This window comes from Streptococcus mitis (assembly GCF_946188615.1).
GTDB classification, from domain to species: domain Bacteria; phylum Bacillota; class Bacilli; order Lactobacillales; family Streptococcaceae; genus Streptococcus; species Streptococcus mitis_BZ.
Map to the genome: position 1 here is coordinate 89111 of NZ_CAMHVK010000005.1, position 17121 is coordinate 106231.

At 41.3% G+C, this 17121-nt stretch carries 15 protein-coding genes and 1 pseudogene; 2 read left to right on the forward strand and 14 right to left on the reverse strand.

What is annotated here, in order from left to right; genetic code table 11:
- Positions 1–62: 62 nt before the first annotated feature.
- From OCF95_RS06255 to OCF95_RS06270, 4 genes are all read right to left on the reverse strand, one after another.
- Positions 63–1400, reverse strand: a complete 1338-nt coding sequence (locus OCF95_RS06255; protein ID WP_020903252.1) for an ABC transporter substrate-binding protein — start codon at positions 1398–1400, stop codon at positions 63–65.
- Between the two features lie 18 nt (positions 1401–1418).
- Positions 1419–1871: a YhcH/YjgK/YiaL family protein gene (locus OCF95_RS06260; protein WP_229294614.1), complete on the reverse strand. Its 453-nt coding sequence runs from the start codon at positions 1869–1871 to the stop codon at positions 1419–1421.
- 24 nt (positions 1872–1895) lie between these two features.
- Complete coding sequence (locus OCF95_RS06265) at positions 1896–2594, reverse strand: N-acetylmannosamine-6-phosphate 2-epimerase (RefSeq protein WP_229294615.1); 699 nt, start codon at positions 2592–2594, stop codon at positions 1896–1898.
- Between the two features lie 201 nt (positions 2595–2795).
- Positions 2796–3776 (reverse strand): acetylxylan esterase, encoded by a 981-nt coding sequence (locus OCF95_RS06270; RefSeq protein WP_229294616.1) that lies wholly within the window; start codon positions 3774–3776, stop codon positions 2796–2798.
- A 240-nt stretch (positions 3777–4016) separates the two neighbouring features.
- On the opposite strand from OCF95_RS06270, the pseudogene OCF95_RS06275 reads away from it, so the two are divergent.
- Both OCF95_RS06275 and OCF95_RS06280 read left to right on the forward strand, forming a co-directional pair.
- A pseudogene (locus tag OCF95_RS06275) lies at positions 4017–4568 on the forward strand (GNAT family N-acetyltransferase).
- A gap of 141 nt (positions 4569–4709) precedes the next feature.
- Positions 4710–5648 (forward strand): Rpn family recombination-promoting nuclease/putative transposase, encoded by a 939-nt coding sequence (locus OCF95_RS06280; RefSeq protein WP_033684859.1) that lies wholly within the window; start codon positions 4710–4712, stop codon positions 5646–5648.
- Between the two features lie 556 nt (positions 5649–6204).
- Here the strand turns inward: OCF95_RS06280 and recG are convergent.
- From recG to der, 10 genes are all read right to left on the reverse strand, one after another.
- A complete protein-coding gene (gene recG / locus OCF95_RS06285) occupies positions 6205–8220 on the reverse strand; it encodes an ATP-dependent DNA helicase RecG (protein ID WP_261105084.1) in 2016 nt (671 codons plus the stop codon).
- A gap of 18 nt (positions 8221–8238) precedes the next feature.
- Positions 8239–9342, reverse strand: a complete 1104-nt coding sequence (gene alr / locus OCF95_RS06290; protein ID WP_261105085.1) for an alanine racemase — start codon at positions 9340–9342, stop codon at positions 8239–8241.
- Positions 9332–9694 (reverse strand): holo-ACP synthase, encoded by a 363-nt coding sequence (acpS, locus tag OCF95_RS06295; protein WP_033681488.1) that lies wholly within the window; start codon positions 9692–9694, stop codon positions 9332–9334. Before acpS ends, alr begins: the two co-directional genes overlap by 11 nt.
- A gap of 44 nt (positions 9695–9738) precedes the next feature.
- The gene (locus tag OCF95_RS06300; RefSeq protein WP_261105086.1) at positions 9739–10770 is read right to left on the reverse strand and encodes a 3-deoxy-7-phosphoheptulonate synthase; all 1032 of its coding nucleotides are present in this window, start codon (positions 10768–10770) and stop codon (positions 9739–9741) included.
- 1 nt (position 10771) lies between these two features.
- Positions 10772–11803, reverse strand: a complete 1032-nt coding sequence (locus OCF95_RS06305) for a 3-deoxy-7-phosphoheptulonate synthase (RefSeq protein ID WP_049500894.1) — start codon at positions 11801–11803, stop codon at positions 10772–10774.
- 80 nt (positions 11804–11883) lie between these two features.
- Positions 11884–14397: a preprotein translocase subunit SecA gene (secA, locus tag OCF95_RS06310; protein WP_023943775.1), complete on the reverse strand. Its 2514-nt coding sequence runs from the start codon at positions 14395–14397 to the stop codon at positions 11884–11886.
- Positions 14398–14542: 145 nt separating this feature from the next.
- Positions 14543–14830, reverse strand: a complete 288-nt coding sequence (locus tag OCF95_RS06315; protein WP_049551076.1) for a membrane protein — start codon at positions 14828–14830, stop codon at positions 14543–14545.
- 139 nt (positions 14831–14969) lie between these two features.
- A complete protein-coding gene (locus OCF95_RS06320) occupies positions 14970–15317 on the reverse strand; it encodes a hypothetical protein (protein ID WP_000977067.1) in 348 nt (115 codons plus the stop codon).
- A gap of 65 nt (positions 15318–15382) precedes the next feature.
- Entirely contained in the window at positions 15383–15718 is a 336-nt protein-coding gene (locus OCF95_RS06325; protein WP_004238753.1) for a hypothetical protein, read from the reverse strand.
- 83 nt (positions 15719–15801) lie between these two features.
- Complete coding sequence (gene der, locus OCF95_RS06330) at positions 15802–17112, reverse strand: ribosome biogenesis GTPase Der (RefSeq protein ID WP_001207696.1); 1311 nt, start codon at positions 17110–17112, stop codon at positions 15802–15804.
- Positions 17113–17121: the final 9 nt, after the last annotated feature.

Genomic DNA, 17121 nt, shown 5'->3' on the forward strand with positions numbered 1-17121 from the left:
TTTACAAGATTGGGCTAGGGCTTTTCAGCTCACTAGCCCACCTATTTTCTAGTCTTTTACATCTACTGAGCAGCCTCAAATAAATCGTTTAGTTGTTTTTCTGCTTCTTTTGCTGCTTTCATAGGATCTGTTCCATTTGAAATGATATCTTGGAACATTTGTTCAATAATGTGTTGGTTAGTCAACATACCAGCTTGTACACTTGGTCCATTTTCATAACCAATAGCAGTACCTTTTTTAACAGCTTCAGTAATTACTTCTTCAGCATGTTTAAATTTCTTACGAGTTTCATTTTCTTTATAGGCTGCAGAATCGCTAATTCCCTTAATAGTTGGCAACATACCTACTGGAGTTGAATCAAGGAATTTAATATAGTCTTCTTCATTGTAAAGTGATTCCAAGAATGCTTTAGCAACTTCTGGATGTTTTGAATTTTTCCAAACAACCATTGGAATGTTTGATGTTTCAATTCCTTGGTCTTTATCAGATTCTTTGATTTTTGGAATAGGATAGGCATCAATCGAATCAATCAATTGAGGACTGTTGGCATTAATTCCTCCAATATGGAAGCCAGAGTTAAAGTCAAATGCTGTTTTTCCTTGATAGAACAAGGTAGCTTGTTGAAGGACATTAAAGTTCAAAGAATCTTGAGGTGAAATTTCTTTATACATTTTAACCCAGTATTTAATACCATCTTGAGCAAGTTGACTTGTCAAATCTGCTTTAAGATCTTTTGTTAAGAGACTTCCACCACCACTACGTACGTAGAAGTTCAAGAAACGTGTTGCCATTAAGTCATTTGTTCCAAACGGAACAGACAAGCCATAAACTCCAGCTTCTTTCAATTTTTTAGAAGCTTCATAGAGTTGATCCCAAGTTTTAGGAACCTCAATATTATGTTCTTTTAACAAATCTGTTCTAACCCACATGACTTGTGCATGTGAATAAAGAGGAACAGAGTAGTAATCATCTCCGATTTTTGCTTCATTTAAGGCAGTTTCGTTAAATTTATCCTGTCCAATACGCTTGATAGAATCGTTTAGCGGAACCAAAGCATCTGAGTTGACCATTTCCATTACTTGGTTAGGAAGAGCCGTACTGATATCTGGCACATTTCCATTTGCTAAACCTGTAGTCCATTTAGTATAGAAGTCATTCCAAGAGAATGTTTCAATCTTGATTTTCGTTTTTGGATGCTTTTGCATAAAAGCATCTGCTGATTTTTGAATACTTTCCAAACGTGGTCCTTGAGTAAAGGAGTGCCACATTGTAATCTCACCAGATAATTCTGTCGGTGGTTCAGTGTCAGCTGTAGTTTCTTTCTTTCCTGAACAAGCTACCAAGGCAACGGCTGCTAGCGCAACTCCAGCTAGACATAAAAACTTTCTCATTTTTTTCATTGTTCTTCCCTTTCTACATTAAGAAATCGCAACTTTAAAGACAACTTTTTTAACAGGTTCATCATTTATACGAACCTTGGGTTGATGTAAATCTTCTGGAAAAGTGATAAGGCATTCACCAGCTCTCAAATGAACTAACTGTTCCACTTCTCCTGTGTATAATTCAATATCTTTTTCTTCATCATATTTTTGGGTAACGCTTACATTTTCTGGCGACGTAACAGCCATGGCTTCTTCGTTTTCCAAAACTAAATGAATATCCAAATATTTTTGGTGAGTTTCAAAGAAGGCTCCTGCTTGACCGTCTGCTAGATAAGTAAAGCAATTCCCAAATAATCGATTACCATCGATCTCAATCGGACCTTCTGTTAAATTTTCTAGTCCTGTTTTTTCTAGAAAATCTATTAATGTTGCAAAATGTGGATTTACTTTCACATAAGTTCCTAAACGACTGATTTTAGTAATAATCATACTCAATCCCCCTTTCTTTATTTTTTATTTAAGAGCAGCAACGAAGCGTTCTGTAATCTCTTTTGGTCTAGTAATAGCGCCACCTACAACGATGCCTCGCACTCCATATCCCAGGATTTGTTTGGCTTGTTCAGGTGTATGAATTTTTCCTTCTGCAATGACATCCACGCCAGCATCACAGAGTTTTTTGATTAATTCAAAATCGGGGCCATCCACTTTTGGACTGTAAGATGTGTATCCTGATAAGGTTGTTCCGACAAAGTCAATTCCTGCTTCAACAGCTGCTAAGCCTTCTTCAAAAGTACTTGTGTCAGCCATCAAGAGCTGGTTCGGGTATTTTTCCTTAACCTGACGAATAAACTCTTGAATCTCTAAACCATCGTAGCGTTCACGCTTGGTACAATCCAGAGCAATCACCTCGATGTCCAGTTCTGCCAATTCATCAACTTCTTTCATAGTAGCAGTGATGAAGGGTTCTTGCGGTGGATAATCTCGTTTAATTATCCCAATGATTGGAAGGTTGGTAACCTCCTTGATTTCCTTGATATCGCGAACACTGTTTGCTCGGATACCGACTGCTCCACCTTGCTCAGCCGCTTTGACCAGCAAGGGAATGACTCCTCCCGCTTCTGTATAAAGCGGTTCGTGAGGAAGGGCCTGACAAGAAACGATGATTCCATCTTTGATTTGTGCAATCAAGGCTTCTTTAGTAATCTGTGGCATCCTCTTTCCTCCTTTTCCTTGTTCTTATGAGGTCATTATATATCATTTATTAAGCGCTTTCAATACTTTGTGATAGAATAGATTTCAGTTTCAAAAGTATTTTATAGAACAGCTGTTTCTGAAAGTAGTTTCAGAGAGTCATCTATTTTAAATCATTTTTATTAAACTACAAAAAAGAGAGCTACTGGGCTCTCTCATTTATCATTTTACATACTTAAAAGGAATCTCACTACCACACAGCCAGTTGTAGACTTGGTCATTGACAAAGACATTCATGGCTTCGTGGGCATACTCAGGCATGATGCGATAGGCCTTGTCGCAAGTCAGGCGGTTGTAAATCGCAAACTGGGTAATAGGGTAGCAAACATCATCGTCCAAGCCCGTAATCATCTTAACCTCACCCTTGATACGATGGGCAAGATTTTTCACATCGATATAAGCAAGGGTCGCCATGATCTCCTCCTCAGTTTCATGGAAGGGGTCGTGAAACTTGAAATAACGGAAAAGTTCGTCGTAAGCCTCGCTAGTATTCCCAATCTCAAGCACTCGTCTGAAGTCTGACAAGAAAGGATAGATGGCAACAGTTTTCTCAATTCGAGGATTGAGCGCCGCCGCAACCAAGGCTAGAGCCCCTCCTTGTGAGGCACCATAGCTAGAAAGGCGCTTCTCATCTACCTGAGGCAGACTAGCAACAATTTCGATCAACTGGTAAATGTCCAGATAAACATCCTTATAAAAGAGATGCTCCCGACCTTCCACAGCCCCACGGATAATATGTCCCTTAACCGTATTTCCTAGAGGAGAACGCAAACCGTCCTGTGAATAACCTGACTGTCCCCGCACATCCATGGAAACAACACCGTAACCAGCCACGGTAAAGGCCAGCATGTCGGACCAGTCCCAGCCACGTCCCATATAACCATGGAAATGGAAGATTAGTGGAACCTTCTCCTCACTTTTTGGAAGAACGACCCGTGCATAAACCTTGCCTTCATTGCTTCCTTCAAAGGTTAATTCATAGCACTTAACTTGAGAAATGTGGAAATTTCTTTCCTCCAACTGGCAGGCTGGAAGAGTTGAAACTTTTTTCACTTCCTCATCCCAGAAAGCATCAAAGTCTTCCGGAACCTCATCCCTTCCTCTATAAGTCTTGATTTCTTCTAACAAAACTGGATTTTTCATAATATGCTCCTTCTTTTTTGTAATCGCTACCACCACTGTAGCATATCTAGAAAAGCAATGCAAGAAAGAAGAGTAAATAGAAAGAGATTTTAGATTCTCTACTTTTAGGATGATGGGCTGAAAGTAGTTTTAGAAATTAATGTGAATGCCCCAGTTGATTTGTCTACAGCTTATCTCGATATACTATAGTTTCAATGGAGATTGAATAGAGAATCACACACCAGAAAGCGAGGTAACATCATAAAAGCAATAGGTGCGCAAATATTACAGACAAACCGTTTAATCTTGAGAAGATTTGTGGAGAGTGATGCGGAAGCCATGTTTCAAAATTGGGCTTCGTCTGCTGAGAATCTGACCTATGTTACTTGGAATCCCCATCCTGATGTTGAGGTCACTCGAAACTCAATTCGTAATTGGGTTGCTTCCTATGCCAATCCCAACTATTACAAATGAGTCATTTACCTCAAAGAAAACCCAGAGCAAGTGATAAGAGATATCAGCATCGTTGAGATGAATGAGGATGATTCCAGTTGTGAAATTGGCTATGTTTTAGGAAAAAACTATTGGAGTCGTGGTCTTATGACAGAGGCCTTAAAAGCTATCTTAGACTTCTGTTTTACTCAAGCAGGTTTTCAAAAAGTCAAAGCACGATATGCCAGTCTCAACCCAGCTTCAGGTCATGTTATGGATAAGACTGGAATGTCCTATCTAAAGACTGTTGCAAATGTGGTAGAGAGAAAAGGCTATATTGCGAACCTTATTTATTATCAGATAAGCGGAGAAGACAGATAATCTTAAAATTTATTGCTTAGCCGCTGTTCTTATTTTTTATTTTCTATTTCATTTATCCTTTCTTTTCCGAATAAATAGATAGTAGCAGTGAATCTAGTGATTTTAGATTTAAAACTGTGGTATAATAAAAGGAGGAAAAGGATGATTCTAAGACATCCGGGCATTAGCCCAACCAATGACTTAGTAGCTAAGAAGATTTTTAGCAACCCAGAGATTACTTGTCAATTTATTCGTGATATGCTGGACTTGCCAGCAAAAAATGTGACGATTTTGGAGGGAAGCAATATTCACGTATTACCCTCCATGCCTTATTCAGCGCAGGATTTCTATACCAGTATAGATGTTTTGGCGGAGTTGGACAATGGGACGCAAGTAATTATTGAGATTCAGGTGCATCATCAGAATTTTTTCATCAATCGCCTGTGGGCTTATCTATGCAGTCAGGTTAATCAAAACCTCGAAAAAATTCGCCAACGTGAAGGTGACACTCACCAGAGTTACAAACATATTGCCCCAGTATACGCTATCGCAATCGTGGATAGTAATTACTTCTCGGATGATTTGGCTTTTCACAGTTTTAGTATGCGCGAAGACATGACAGGTGAGGTCTTAACCATCACAAACAATGGACAAGAAAACCATCTAGTTAAGATGGCGTTCTTGGAATTAAAAAAATACAAAGAAACCAGCAAAGACGAGGTTCGCAAGCCGTGGTTGGAGTTTTTCGGTAATAAACCCTTTACCCAGGAACCCGAGCGAGCCATCAGCCAGGCAGACCAACTGCTAGACTACAAGAGCTGGTCCGAGGAGGACAGGAAAATGTTTAGTCAACTACGTATGCGTGAAGAACAGGCATTATTGGCTCATGATTATGCCTTGGAAACTGCTAGGGCAGAAGGGATTGAACAGGGGTTGGAACGTGGTATTGAACAGGGACTGGAGCGTGGAAAAGTTGAAGGAAGTTTGTCTATGCTACTAAATCTAGTCCGTCAAGGTCTTTTGCCTTCTGAAGTTGCCAGTCAACAGTTGGGTATGACTGTCGCTGAGTTTGAAGAACTATTAAAAGAGCATCATAAATAAGAACTAAAAAATATAGAGAAACCAGCAAAGATAAGGTTCGCAAGCCGTGGTTGGAGTTTTTGTAAATCATTAAATCAATGACAGATTTTTCCGTGATAGATGGAAGAATCTGTTTTTTTTAGTTATGCTAGATGTGGGCTCTGAAATAGTAAGATATAGTATATTGAAATAAGATATGAACAAAGAAATTAGGAAAGTCAAATTATAGTTAAATGAAATAAAAACTGAACAAATTGATTGCGGAATTCAAACTAATTTCTAACAATATTTTAGAAAACTCGGTGGACTATTCCAGATTCAATCTACTATAATTTCTAGAAATTTTTTAGAATCCACAGTGTGCTATTTTAGATTCAATAAATTGTGCTTTTAGAAACAAAAAAGAGCATTTTCGCTCTTTCTTCTATTTCTATTAGTTTTTTGCTTCTTTCTTTTGGAAAGTGGTTTGGTAATTTACTTTAATCGTTACTGTCATGTGAGAGTCCTCGTTTCTTTTTGATGACTCTAGTATAAGGGGCTAACCTGAAAGCTAGCTTAAGTTTTCCTTAGAGAAAGCTTAATCTAAATGTTCTTTCTTTTCCAGATGAAGGGCAATCATGCGCCACTCTGGATCCTCTTGCCAAGCTTCTATCGAACTAATGTAACTAGCAACTTTTCTGGCTTCTTCTAAAATTGGAAAATCTTCAATAATATCAGCCACTTGGAATTCTGGAAGTCCTGATTGTCTGGTTCCAAAAATCTCACCAGAACCACGCATTTTCAAATCTTCCTCCGCAAGGACAAATCCATTGGTGGTTTCTGTCATGATGCGCATGCGGTCTTTCCCAAAATCCGTCTTAGGATTGGCAACAAGAACAGCATAGGACTGCTTGTCCCCCCGACCAACTCGACCTCTAAGCTGGTGAAGCTGGCTGAGCCCGAAGCGATCGGCATCCATGATAATCATGACGGTCGCATTGGGAACGTTGACCCCAACCTCAATAACCGTTGTCGAAACTAGAATATCCGTTTTTCGCTCTTTGAACTCCTGCATTATCTGGTCTTTTTCGTCACTCTTCATCTTACCATGTAGAAGAGCCACCTCTGCCTTACCAGCAAAATGAGTCGTCAATTCCTCTGATAAGGCAATGGCATTTTTCAAATCCAGAGCTTCTGATTCTTCAATTAAGGGAGAGATGACATAGGCTTGTGAACCTTTTTGAATTTCCCCCTCTAACCAAGTCAAGACCTGAGGTAGTTGCTCATGCTTGATCCAGCGTGTCACAACAGGCTTCCGCCCTGCTGGCATCTGGTCGATAATGGAAACATCCATATCGCCAAAGGCTGTGATGGCTAAGGTTCGTGGTATGGGAGTCGCTGTCATCATGAGAACATCTGGATTGTCGCCTTTTTCCCTTAGAATACGCCTTTGCCCCACACCAAAACGGTGCTGCTCATCGATAATAATCAAACCAAGGCGATCATAATCCACTCCATCCTGTATCAGAGCATGGGTTCCAATAATCAAATCAGCCTCACCCTTAGCAATGGTCTCCAAAACTTCTCTCTTTTCTGCAGCTTTCAAGGAACCTGTCAAAAGAGCCAGTTTCAAGTCTGGAAAAAGGTTCTGTAAACTCTCAAAGTGTTGCTCTGCAAGGATTTCTGTTGGCACCATGAGAGCAGCCTGGTAGCCAGCTGTCACCGCCGCAAACATGGCCAAGCCAGCGACTACCGTTTTTCCGCTCCCCACATCTCCTTGTAGGAGACGATTCATGTGGTGGTCCGACTTCATATCGGTTAAAATTTCCTGCAAACTCTTTTCCTGAGCTTGAGTCAAGGCAAAAGGCAAGCTTTCTTTGACTGCTGTCACTTTTTCCTTAGACCAGTCCAGGACCAGACCACTTCCCTGAACTCTATTTTCAGACTTAAGCGTCTGCAACTGCATTTGGAAATAAAAGAGTTCCTCAAATTTGATACGGCGAAGGGCTTGCTTGTATTCTGCCAAATCCTTTGGAAAATGCATAGCACGAACGGCCTGACAACGGGACATAAGTTTGTATTTATCCAGTAAAGACTGGGGAAGATTTTCCTCAATCAAGAGATCCAATCCCTGATCAAAGGCCGTCTTAATGACCTTTACCAGACTGGCCTGACTGATTCCCTGAGCCAAGCGATAAACAGGTTGGAGGTCATCCTCCACCTGAGCCAGGATCTTCATCCCAGTCAGACTAGCCTTGGCGCGGTCCCATTTCCCAAAGACAGCAAGAGTTGCTCCCAACTCTATCTTATCTGCTAGATAGGGCTGGTTAAAGAAATTCACCGCAAAAACGACTTCTCCCTGCTTGAGGCTAAAGCGTAGGCGATTACGCTTGAAACCATAGTACTGGACACTAGCAGGAGTCACGACTTGACCAGAAAGAACCGCCTTTTCACCGTCTTCCAGTTCCAGCACTTGCTTGGTCTTGAAGTCTTCATATCGGAAAGGAAAGTAGAGCAAGAGGTCTTGCAAGTTTTCAATTCCTAGTTTGGCGTATTTTTCTGCTGACTTTGGTCCCACACCAGGTAAGACATGCAAGGGTTGATGTAGATTCATGCTCCACTCCTTTCTTTTCTAATAATATTCTCTCGGAATGCGGTCGCTAAGAAGACAAACCACCTCGTAGTTAATAGTTCCGCGGTAGGTCGCTACCTGAGTAGCTGTGATTTCCTTGCCCCCATTAGAACCAATCAAGGTTACCTTTGTTCCTAAGGGATAAAGCTTAGGCAGACGAATGGTGATTTGGTCCATAGAAACTCGTCCAACAATTGGGCAAGCTTGCCCATCTACCAAGACAGCGAAATTTTGCATATCTCGTGTCCATCCATCTGCATAGCCAATTGGTACCGTCGCGATGACTTGCTCACTATCTGCCTGATAGGTCGCTCCATAGCCCATGCAAGCTCCAGCTGAAACTGTCTTGACATGAACCAGAGCAGATTCCAAGGTCAAGGCTGGTTTCAAGTCATAGGGCAAGTCCAAGACTTCTCCGCTAGGGTTAAGACCATACATAGCATCTCCCATACGGACCGCATTGAAAATAGTCTCTGCATGCCAAAGGGTCGTTGCCGAATTGCTGGCATGTATCAGCTCTGGAAGACCTTTCATACTGGCCAAAATAGTTTTAAACCGTTCTAACTGGGCATTAAAGTAGTCATCTGATTTCTCGTCTGCAGTAGCAAAGTGGGTAAAAATCCCTTCAACACGAGCACCATGTTGTTGGAGCAAATCTTGAGCCTGATCAGCTTCACTAGCCTCTCGAAAACCAATTCGTCCCATTCCTGAATCAATCTTGAGGTGGACTGTTAATCCAGTTAAGTCCGCTTCCTTATCTAAGAGTGCTTGAATCCACTCCAGTCCAGCTACAGTCAAGGTGATGTCATATTCTTTAGCTAGAGCAACAACTTCGATTTCAGAAACTCCTAAAATAAGGATTCGCTTGCTAAGTCCAGCTTGTCTAAGTTCAATAGCTTCATCGATATTTGAAACGCAAAAACCATCTACATCATCTTGAATAGCCGTCGCAACAGCAACAGCCCCATGACCATAGGCATTGGCCTTAACCACAGCCCATTTGAGCGTTCCTTCAGGAATATGAACCCCCATTTGCTGAATATTTTGTCGAATAGCTCCCAGATGAATCAGAGCCTTGGTTGGTCTATGTGGACTAGCTTTCATGATTTTCCTCCAAAATGACACTGGCTGTCACAAACTGATCTGTATGGCTGATAGACAGCCAAATCTTTCCTGAAAATGGTGACTGACTAAAATAAGGCGCCCCGCGTTCATTATTCAAGACTTCCAAATCCTGAAAACCGAGCTTCCCAATACCAGTTCCCATGGCCTTGGAAAAGGCCTCCTTAGCCGACCAACGACCAGCCAAATATTCAATCTGCCTGCGCCCTTTAAGACTGTTAAACCGTTCCATTTCCTTAGCGGTCAGCACGCGCTTGGCAAAGCCTTCATGCCGTGTAACTGCGCTTTCTATCGAAGCTAATTCTTCGATGTCAATTCCGTGTCCAACTATCATTCTCATCAAAAGGAGTTGAGATTCCCCAACTCCATCCTTTTCACTTATTTTGTCAAGGTAGCATAGATTTCTTCTACCAAGGCCTCTGTATTTTCCCAACCCAAGCAAGGATCGGTAATAGAGCAACCAAAGACCTCTGGTTGGTTTTGACGACCATCTGCTAGGTAAGATTCAATCATAAAGCCTCGAACTGCCTTTTTAATCTTCTCATTCCAATCACGATTTTGCAAGGTCTGGCGAACAATTCGAATCTGCTCCATATATTGCTTTCCGGAATTATCATGGTTGGTATCAATGAGGATAAAGGGATTTTCAAGTCCCATGGCTTCATAGCGTTCAATGGCATTTAGCAAGGTTTCATAGTAAAAGTTAGGCTCATTTTTCCCATATTCATTAACTGCTCCACGAAGGATGACGTGGGCCAAGGGATTTCCTGAAGTTTCAACTTCTTGACCATGAAAGAGGAAGGTCTGTTTGTTCTGAGCAGCATAGATACCGTTAAACATAACCCCAAGATTTCCTGAGGTTGGATTTTTCATCCCGACCGGTGCATCAATCCCTGAGGCCACAAAGCGGTGCTCTTGGTCTTCCACAGAACGAGCCCCAACAGCATGGTAGCTGACCAAATCATCTACCAAGACCAGATTTGACGGATAAAGCATCTCATCTGCCGTCGTTAAACCAGTCTCTGTAATCACGCGGTAGTGCAACTGGCGCACAGCCTGCAAGCCGTTAATCAGGCTTGGAGCCTTAGAAGTATCTGGTTGGTGAACCAAACCTTTATAGCCGTCTCCGTTGGTACGAGGTTTAGCTGTATAAACACGCATAACCATGAAAATCTTGTCCGCCACCTTCTTTTGCAAGGCAGATAAACGACGGGCATATTCCAAGACAGCCTCTTCATTATCAGAAGAGCAAGGACCAATCACCAAAAGGATACGGTCATCTTCTCCTGAAATGATGTCTGCCATTTCTCTATCACGACGCTCTTTTAGTCTCAAGGCTTCCGCAGACAATTGAGTTTCTGCCTTGATTGCTTCAATATCAATTTCTTGACCTTTTTCAATAAATGCCATACTATTCTCCTAGCGTTTGGTAGATTTCTCTGACCAGGGCTTCCGTATTTTCCCAGCCAAGGCAAGGGTCTGTGATAGACTTGCCAAATACTTCCGGTTCGTTTTGACGGCCGTCTTCTAGATAAGACTCAATCATAAAGCCACGAACGTACTGCTTGATTTTTTCATTCCAATCACGGTTAATCAAGGTCTGGCGGACAATTCGAATCTGGTCCATGTATTGCTTACCAGAATTGTCATGATTGGTGTCCACAATGATAAAAGGATTTTCCAAGCCCATTTTCTCATATTGGGCAATGGTATCCATCAAATTATCATAGTAGTAGTTAGGAATATTCTTACCATACTCATTGATTGCTCCACGAAGAATAGCGTGCGAAAGCGGGTTCCCAGTTGTTTCCACTTCTTTCCCTAGGAAAAGGAAACTTTGTTTGTTTTGAGCAGCATAAATCCCATTAAACATAACATTGAGATTTCCAGATGTTGGATTTTTAAACCCAGTCGCGAAATCTGCTCCACTTGCCACAAAGCGGTGTTGCTGGTCTTCAACTGAACGGGCACCAACCGCCATGTAGGAAATCAAATCATCCACAAGAGGAAGATTTTCAGGATAAAGCATTTCATCAGCTGTTGTCATACCTGTTTCTGTGATAACACGATAATGAAGATGGCGAACGGCTTTGATTCCATTGATAAGACTAGGCGCTTCTGTCGCATTAGGCTGGTGAATCAAGCCCTTATAGCCATCTCCGTTGGTACGGGGTTTGGCAGTATAAACACGCATAACCATAAAGATACGGTCTGCTACTTCTTCTTGCAAAGCTGCCAAACGCTTAGCGTACTCAAGAACAGCTTCTTCATTGTCAGATGAGCATGGCCCGATTACCAAGAGAATCCGTTGGTCTTCTCCACGTATAATGGCTTCTAGCTCTTGATCACGCTGTGATTTTCTCTCTAAAGCTTGACCTTCTAATTTTGATAAGGCACGAACTTCTTCAATATTAATTTTAGGACTTTTTGCTGTAAATACCATAACTCATCTCCTTATAAAGCAAACGGATACCAAGTAAAAATTTACTTTTCACAAGGTATCCGCCTCTAAACTATCTCATTTTATTGTCTTTTACCGTGACAGTTTTTAAACTTCTTACCAGAACCACATGGGCAAAGTTCATTCCGTCCAATCTGGCTCAAATCCAAATCTTCTGGTATATTTGCTTGGTGGGCAGCGATATTGCGGGTCGCTGTTGTACTGATATGGTGTTCTGCTTGTGGTCTTTCTTGTTCATGAATTTGTGCTTTCATCATCAAGCGTGTCACATCAAACTCAATCGAACCAATCATGTCATTAAACATACGGAAACCTTCTGCCTGATACTCAACAACAGGGTTGTTCTGAGCATAGCCACGAAGTCCAACCGCGTTACGCAATTGATCAAGGGCATCGATATGATCTGTCCACTTGTTATCCACCACTCGTAGAATCAAGACTTTTTGGAACTCTTTAACTGCTTCTTCATCGCGTAATTTTGAAACCTGACTATCGTAAACTTGCAAGGCACGTTGGAAGAGCTCTTCCTTGATGGCCTTATCAGACAAGCCTGACAAGTCTTCGATTGAAATAGAATCTTCTGGAAGCAAGTTGTACTTAGCGAAGTTCAAAATTGCCTCTAGTTTTTCATCTTGTTTGGCACGCGCATGACCATCGACGACACGACCAATCGTGCGTTTGATCATAGCCTGAATTTCAGGTGCCAAGTCACGGTCTGCAGTGATGACGTCGTAACGTTGAGCGTAGATAATCTCACGTTGTTCACGCATGACATCATCGTATTGAAGGACTTGTTTACGGGTATCGTAGTTATTTCCTTCAACACGTTTTTGCGCCGCTTCAACCTGACGTGTCAACATACGAGACTCAATGGCCTCTTCAGACATGTTGAGACGTTCAAAGATTCCCTTCAAGCGTTCAGAACCAAAACGTTTCATCAAATCATCTTCAAGAGATAGGTAGAATTGTGACTCACCTGGGTCTCCTTGACGACCTGAACGTCCACGAAGCTGATTATCGATACGACGGCTTTCATGGCGTTCTGTACCAATAACACAAAGTCCTCCAAGTTCGCGAACCCCTTCACCAAGCTTGATGTCGGTACCACGACCGGCCATGTTAGTCGCAATGGTAACAGCACCACGTTGACCAGCATTCATGATGATTTGGGCTTCTTTATAGTGGTTTTTGGCATTTAAGACTTCGTGAGGAACGCCAGCTGCGACCAATTTCTTAGAAATGTAGTCACTGGTTTCAACTGCAACTGTACCAACCAAGACTGGCTGACCTTTTTGGTAACGAGCCTTAACGTCTTCGACAACTGCTTTAAACTTAGCCTCGATACTTGCATAAAGAAGGTCTGAGTGGTCAATACGTTGAACAGGACGATTTGTTGGGATTGGAATAACACGAATGTTGTAAATTTCACGGAATTCTTCTTCCTCAGTCTTACCTGTACCTGTCATACCAGACAATTTTTTGTACATACGGAAAAGGTTTTGGTAAGTGATTGAGGCAGACGTCTTGGTTTCATCCTGGATTGGTACACCTTCTTTAGCTTCAATGGCTTGGTGCAATCCATCAGAATAACGACGACCTTCCATAGTACGACCTGTAAATTGGTCGACAATCAAGATTTCTTGCTCTTCGCTCACCACATAGTCAATATCGAGAAGCATGATGTAGTTGGCACGAAGGGCGTTATCAATAAAGTGAGTCAGAGCTACGTTTTCGATGTCATAGAGATTTTCAAGCTTGAAGTAGCTTTCAGCCTTGTCAATCCCTGAATCAGACAAACCAATAGTCTTAGACTGCACATCGATGATGTAGTCGTCTTTGTCCAAAGATTTTACATAGTGGTCTGCCATGTGATACAACTGACTGGTTTCAACAGCGTTAGCACCTGATACGATCAAAGGTGTACGCGCCTCGTCAATCAAGATAGAGTCAACCTCATCGACCAAGGCATAGTTAAGCGGACGTTGTACCATGTTTTCAGCACGAACGACCATGTTGTCACGAAGGTAGTCAAATCCGATTTCCGAGTTGGTTGAGTAGGTAATATCACACTCATAGGCTTCTTTTTTCTCCATTGGAGATTTGGCAGCCAAGTTAATCCCTACTGACAAACCAAGCCATGAGTACAATTCACCCATCTCAGTCGCATCACGTTCTGACAAGTACTCATTGACCGTAACTACGTGAACCCCTTTACCTGAAAGGGCATTGAGGTATACGGGCATGGTCGCAGTCAAGGTTTTCCCTTCCCCTGTACGCATCTCTGGCACGTCACCATGGTGAAGAACGATTCCCCCCATGACCTGAACCTTATATGGGAAGAGTCCTAGGACACGTTTGGCACCCTCACGGACAACCGCAAAAGCTTCATAAAGCAATGAATCCAGTGATTCTCCATTTTGATAACGTTCTTTAAATTCAACTGTTTTTGCTTTTAGTTGGTCGTCAGTCAAAGCAGCCATTTGGTCTTCGTATTTGAAAACCTTGTCAGCCATCTTTTCCAGACGACGGATTTCTCCTTTATCATTTTCGATAATTGTTTTTAAAATATTAGCCATGTTTTTCCTTACTTTAAATTCCGAATATTTTAGAATGTTCTTTTAATTTTAGCACAATTACTGATTATTTTCAAGGAAGAATCCCCATTTTGAAAAGGAAAAAGAGGCTAGTTCCCAAGCTAACCTCTCTGATTTTTATGACTGATTAATTGCCAAAAATCGGCAAAATGGCAAATAGGATAAATAGATTTATCCAAAAAGAAAGACAACAGATCAATCCAAAAACAAAGAGACTGACTTTCTTGGACAGCAAGGCCATCAAAATCGACAGAATTCCAAAAACTAGTAAAACTTTCTGCATGATTAAGAGATTGATAGATATTCCCAGAACTGGTTTATCCCAAGGAACAAAGAAGAAAGCCAGCCAGATCAGCAGAACTAAACCAATATAGACCTTAGAATAGCGTGTAATAAATGATTTTAGACGTTCCATAAGCAACCTCCTACAAATAGAAAGTAATATAATAATCAATGAAAATCAAAGAGCAAACTAGGAAACTAGCCGCAGGCTGTACTTGAGTACGGCAAGGCGATGTTGACGTGGTTTAAATTTGATTTTCGAAGAGTATAAATCAATGCCTTCCACCGTTAGACTCCCCTAGTTCTCGTCTCAAGCGAAACATGTTTTTGAAAAAGATATAGTCTAACCAGTCACTGCCTAGAGATAAGACTATCAAAAGCAACCAAACACCCCAAGTACTAGCATCTGATACATAATTTAGAACAAAAGGGAAAAATAAGAATGAAAAAATTGTCATATCCAAGCTAAACAGAGCTAAAAGGGAAATATAAATCCAGTAGAAATAGTAGATAATGGGGAAAAACTTACTGTTTCTATCAGCATTATCTATCCAATAAAAAAAGTAAAAGCAAGGAAATAAGAGTATCAAATGAAACCAATTAAAGGACAGTTTCATCATCGACACCTCCTCTTTGAAATTGTTTTTTTTAGTTTCGTTCTATTAAATGTTCTTACCAATATAAATCAATGCTTGCCGCCTTTAGACTTCCCTAGCTCCCGTCTCAAGCGAAGCATTTTTTTGAAAAAGATATAGGTTAACCAAGAACTGGAAAAAGCAATAAGTAGTAATAATAGCCAAATGCCCCAAGACTTGATGTCTGCCACATTTCTCAATAGGATATTGAAAAACAAGACTGAAAAAACTGTCCAAGCAAGGCTAAAAAGAGCATAGAGGGTGATGTAAATCCAGTAAAAATAGTAAAAAATTGGGAAAAATTTACTATCTCTGTTGGCCTTTTCAATCCAGCTGAAAAAGTAAAAACAGGGTAATAAGATTAACAATTTAAACAAATGTTCCATCATCAACACCTCTTTTTGGTAGCGCTTTCTTCAACTTCATTTTATCAAAAAAATCTGGAAATGTCATTCCAGATTCTGCTTTTTTATTTACGTTTTCTTGCGATGAGATGAATCGGTGTTCCTTCAAAGACAAAGGCCTTGCGGATTTGATTTTCCAAGAAACGCAGGTAAGAAAAGTGCATGAGTTCTTCTTCGTTGACAAAGATAACAAAGGTCGGTGGTTTGGTTGCCACTTGAGTCGCATAGAAAATCTTGAGACGTTTTCCTTTGTCTGTCGGTGTTGGGTTGATGGCAATAGCATCCATAATCACATCGTTCAAGACAGCTGATGGGATACGTGTGTTTTGACTTTCGCTGATTTGCTTGATCATCTCAGGCAGTTTGTGGAGACGTTGCTTGGTCAAAGCAGATACAAAGATAATCGGTGCGTAAGGTAGATATTGGAACTGCTCACGGATATCTTCTTCCCAGTTTTTCATAGTGTGGTTATCTTTTTCAAGTGTATCCCACTTATTGACCACGATAATCATCCCTTTACCAGCTTCATGGGCAAATCCTGCGATACGCTTGTCATATTCACGGATGCCTTCTTCCGCATTAATGACCATTAAGACCACATCTGAGCGGTCAATAGCACGCATGGCACGCATAACAGAGTATTTCTCAGTATTTTCATAAACTTTACCAGACTTACGCATACCAGCCGTATCAATCATGGTAAACTCTTGACCATCTGTATCTGTAAAGTGGGTATCAATGGCGTCACGCGTTGTTCCAGCAACGGGACTGGCAATGACACGGTCTTCTCCCAAGATAGCATTGATCAAGCTTGATTTTCCGACGTTAGGACGACCAATCAAGCTAAACTTAATGACATCTGGGTTTTCTTCCTCATATTCATTTGGAAGATTTTCTACGATGGCATCTAGCACATCTCCTGTACCGATACCATGGACAGATGAGATAGGCAGTGGTTCACCCAAACCGAGAGCATAGAAATCATAGATATCATTTCGCATCTCAGGGTTGTCCACCTTGTTCACTGCAAGGATAACGGGTTTGTGGGTTTTATAAAGCTTACGGGCTACATATTCGTCCGCATCGGTAATTCCTTCCTTACCAGACACGACAAAGACGATAACATCAGCTTCTTCCATGGCAATCTCTGCCTGGTGCTTGATTTGTTCCATGAAAGGAGCATCGACATCATCGATTCCTCCTGTATCAATCATGCTAAAAGAACGATTGAGCCACTCACCCGTTGCATAGATACGGTCACGTGTCACTCCTTCGACATCTTCTACAATGGAGATTCGCTCACCAGCGATCCGATTAAATAGGGTTGATTTCCCAACATTGGGACGTCCTACAATGGCAATAGTTGGTAGGGCCATAATTTCTCA

Bases quoted from the DNA above. Each gene is read 5' to 3' on its own strand.
- OCF95_RS06255 (WP_020903252.1), bottom strand. From the start codon at position 1,400: ATGAAAAAAATGAGAAAGTTTTTATGTCTAGCTGGAGTTGCGCTAGCA.
- OCF95_RS06260 (WP_229294614.1), bottom strand. From the start codon at position 1,871: ATGATTATTACTAAAATCAGTCGTTTAGGAACTTATGTGAAAGTAAAT.
- OCF95_RS06265 (WP_229294615.1), bottom strand. From the start codon at position 2,594: ATGCCACAGATTACTAAAGAAGCCTTGATTGCACAAATCAAAGATGGA.
- OCF95_RS06270 (WP_229294616.1), bottom strand. From the start codon at position 3,776: ATGAAAAATCCAGTTTTGTTAGAAGAAATCAAGACTTATAGAGGAAGG.
- OCF95_RS06280 (WP_033684859.1), top strand. From the start codon at position 4,710: ATGATTCTAAGACATCCGGGCATTAGCCCAACCAATGACTTAGTAGCT.
- recG (WP_261105084.1), bottom strand. From the start codon at position 8,220: ATGAATCTACATCAACCCTTGCATGTCTTACCTGGTGTGGGACCAAAG.
- alr (WP_261105085.1), bottom strand. From the start codon at position 9,342: ATGAAAGCTAGTCCACATAGACCAACCAAGGCTCTGATTCATCTGGGA.
- acpS (WP_033681488.1), bottom strand. From the start codon at position 9,694: ATGATAGTTGGACACGGAATTGACATCGAAGAATTAGCTTCGATAGAA.
- OCF95_RS06300 (WP_261105086.1), bottom strand. From the start codon at position 10,770: ATGGCATTTATTGAAAAAGGTCAAGAAATTGATATTGAAGCAATCAAG.
- OCF95_RS06305 (WP_049500894.1), bottom strand. From the start codon at position 11,803: ATGGTATTTACAGCAAAAAGTCCTAAAATTAATATTGAAGAAGTTCGT.
- secA (WP_023943775.1), bottom strand. From the start codon at position 14,397: ATGGCTAATATTTTAAAAACAATTATCGAAAATGATAAAGGAGAAATC.
- OCF95_RS06315 (WP_049551076.1), bottom strand. From the start codon at position 14,830: ATGGAACGTCTAAAATCATTTATTACACGCTATTCTAAGGTCTATATT.
- OCF95_RS06320 (WP_000977067.1), bottom strand. From the start codon at position 15,317: ATGATGAAACTGTCCTTTAATTGGTTTCATTTGATACTCTTATTTCCT.
- OCF95_RS06325 (WP_004238753.1), bottom strand. From the start codon at position 15,718: ATGGAACATTTGTTTAAATTGTTAATCTTATTACCCTGTTTTTACTTT.
- der (WP_001207696.1), bottom strand. From the start codon at position 17,112: ATGGCCCTACCAACTATTGCCATTGTAGGACGTCCCAATGTTGGGAAA.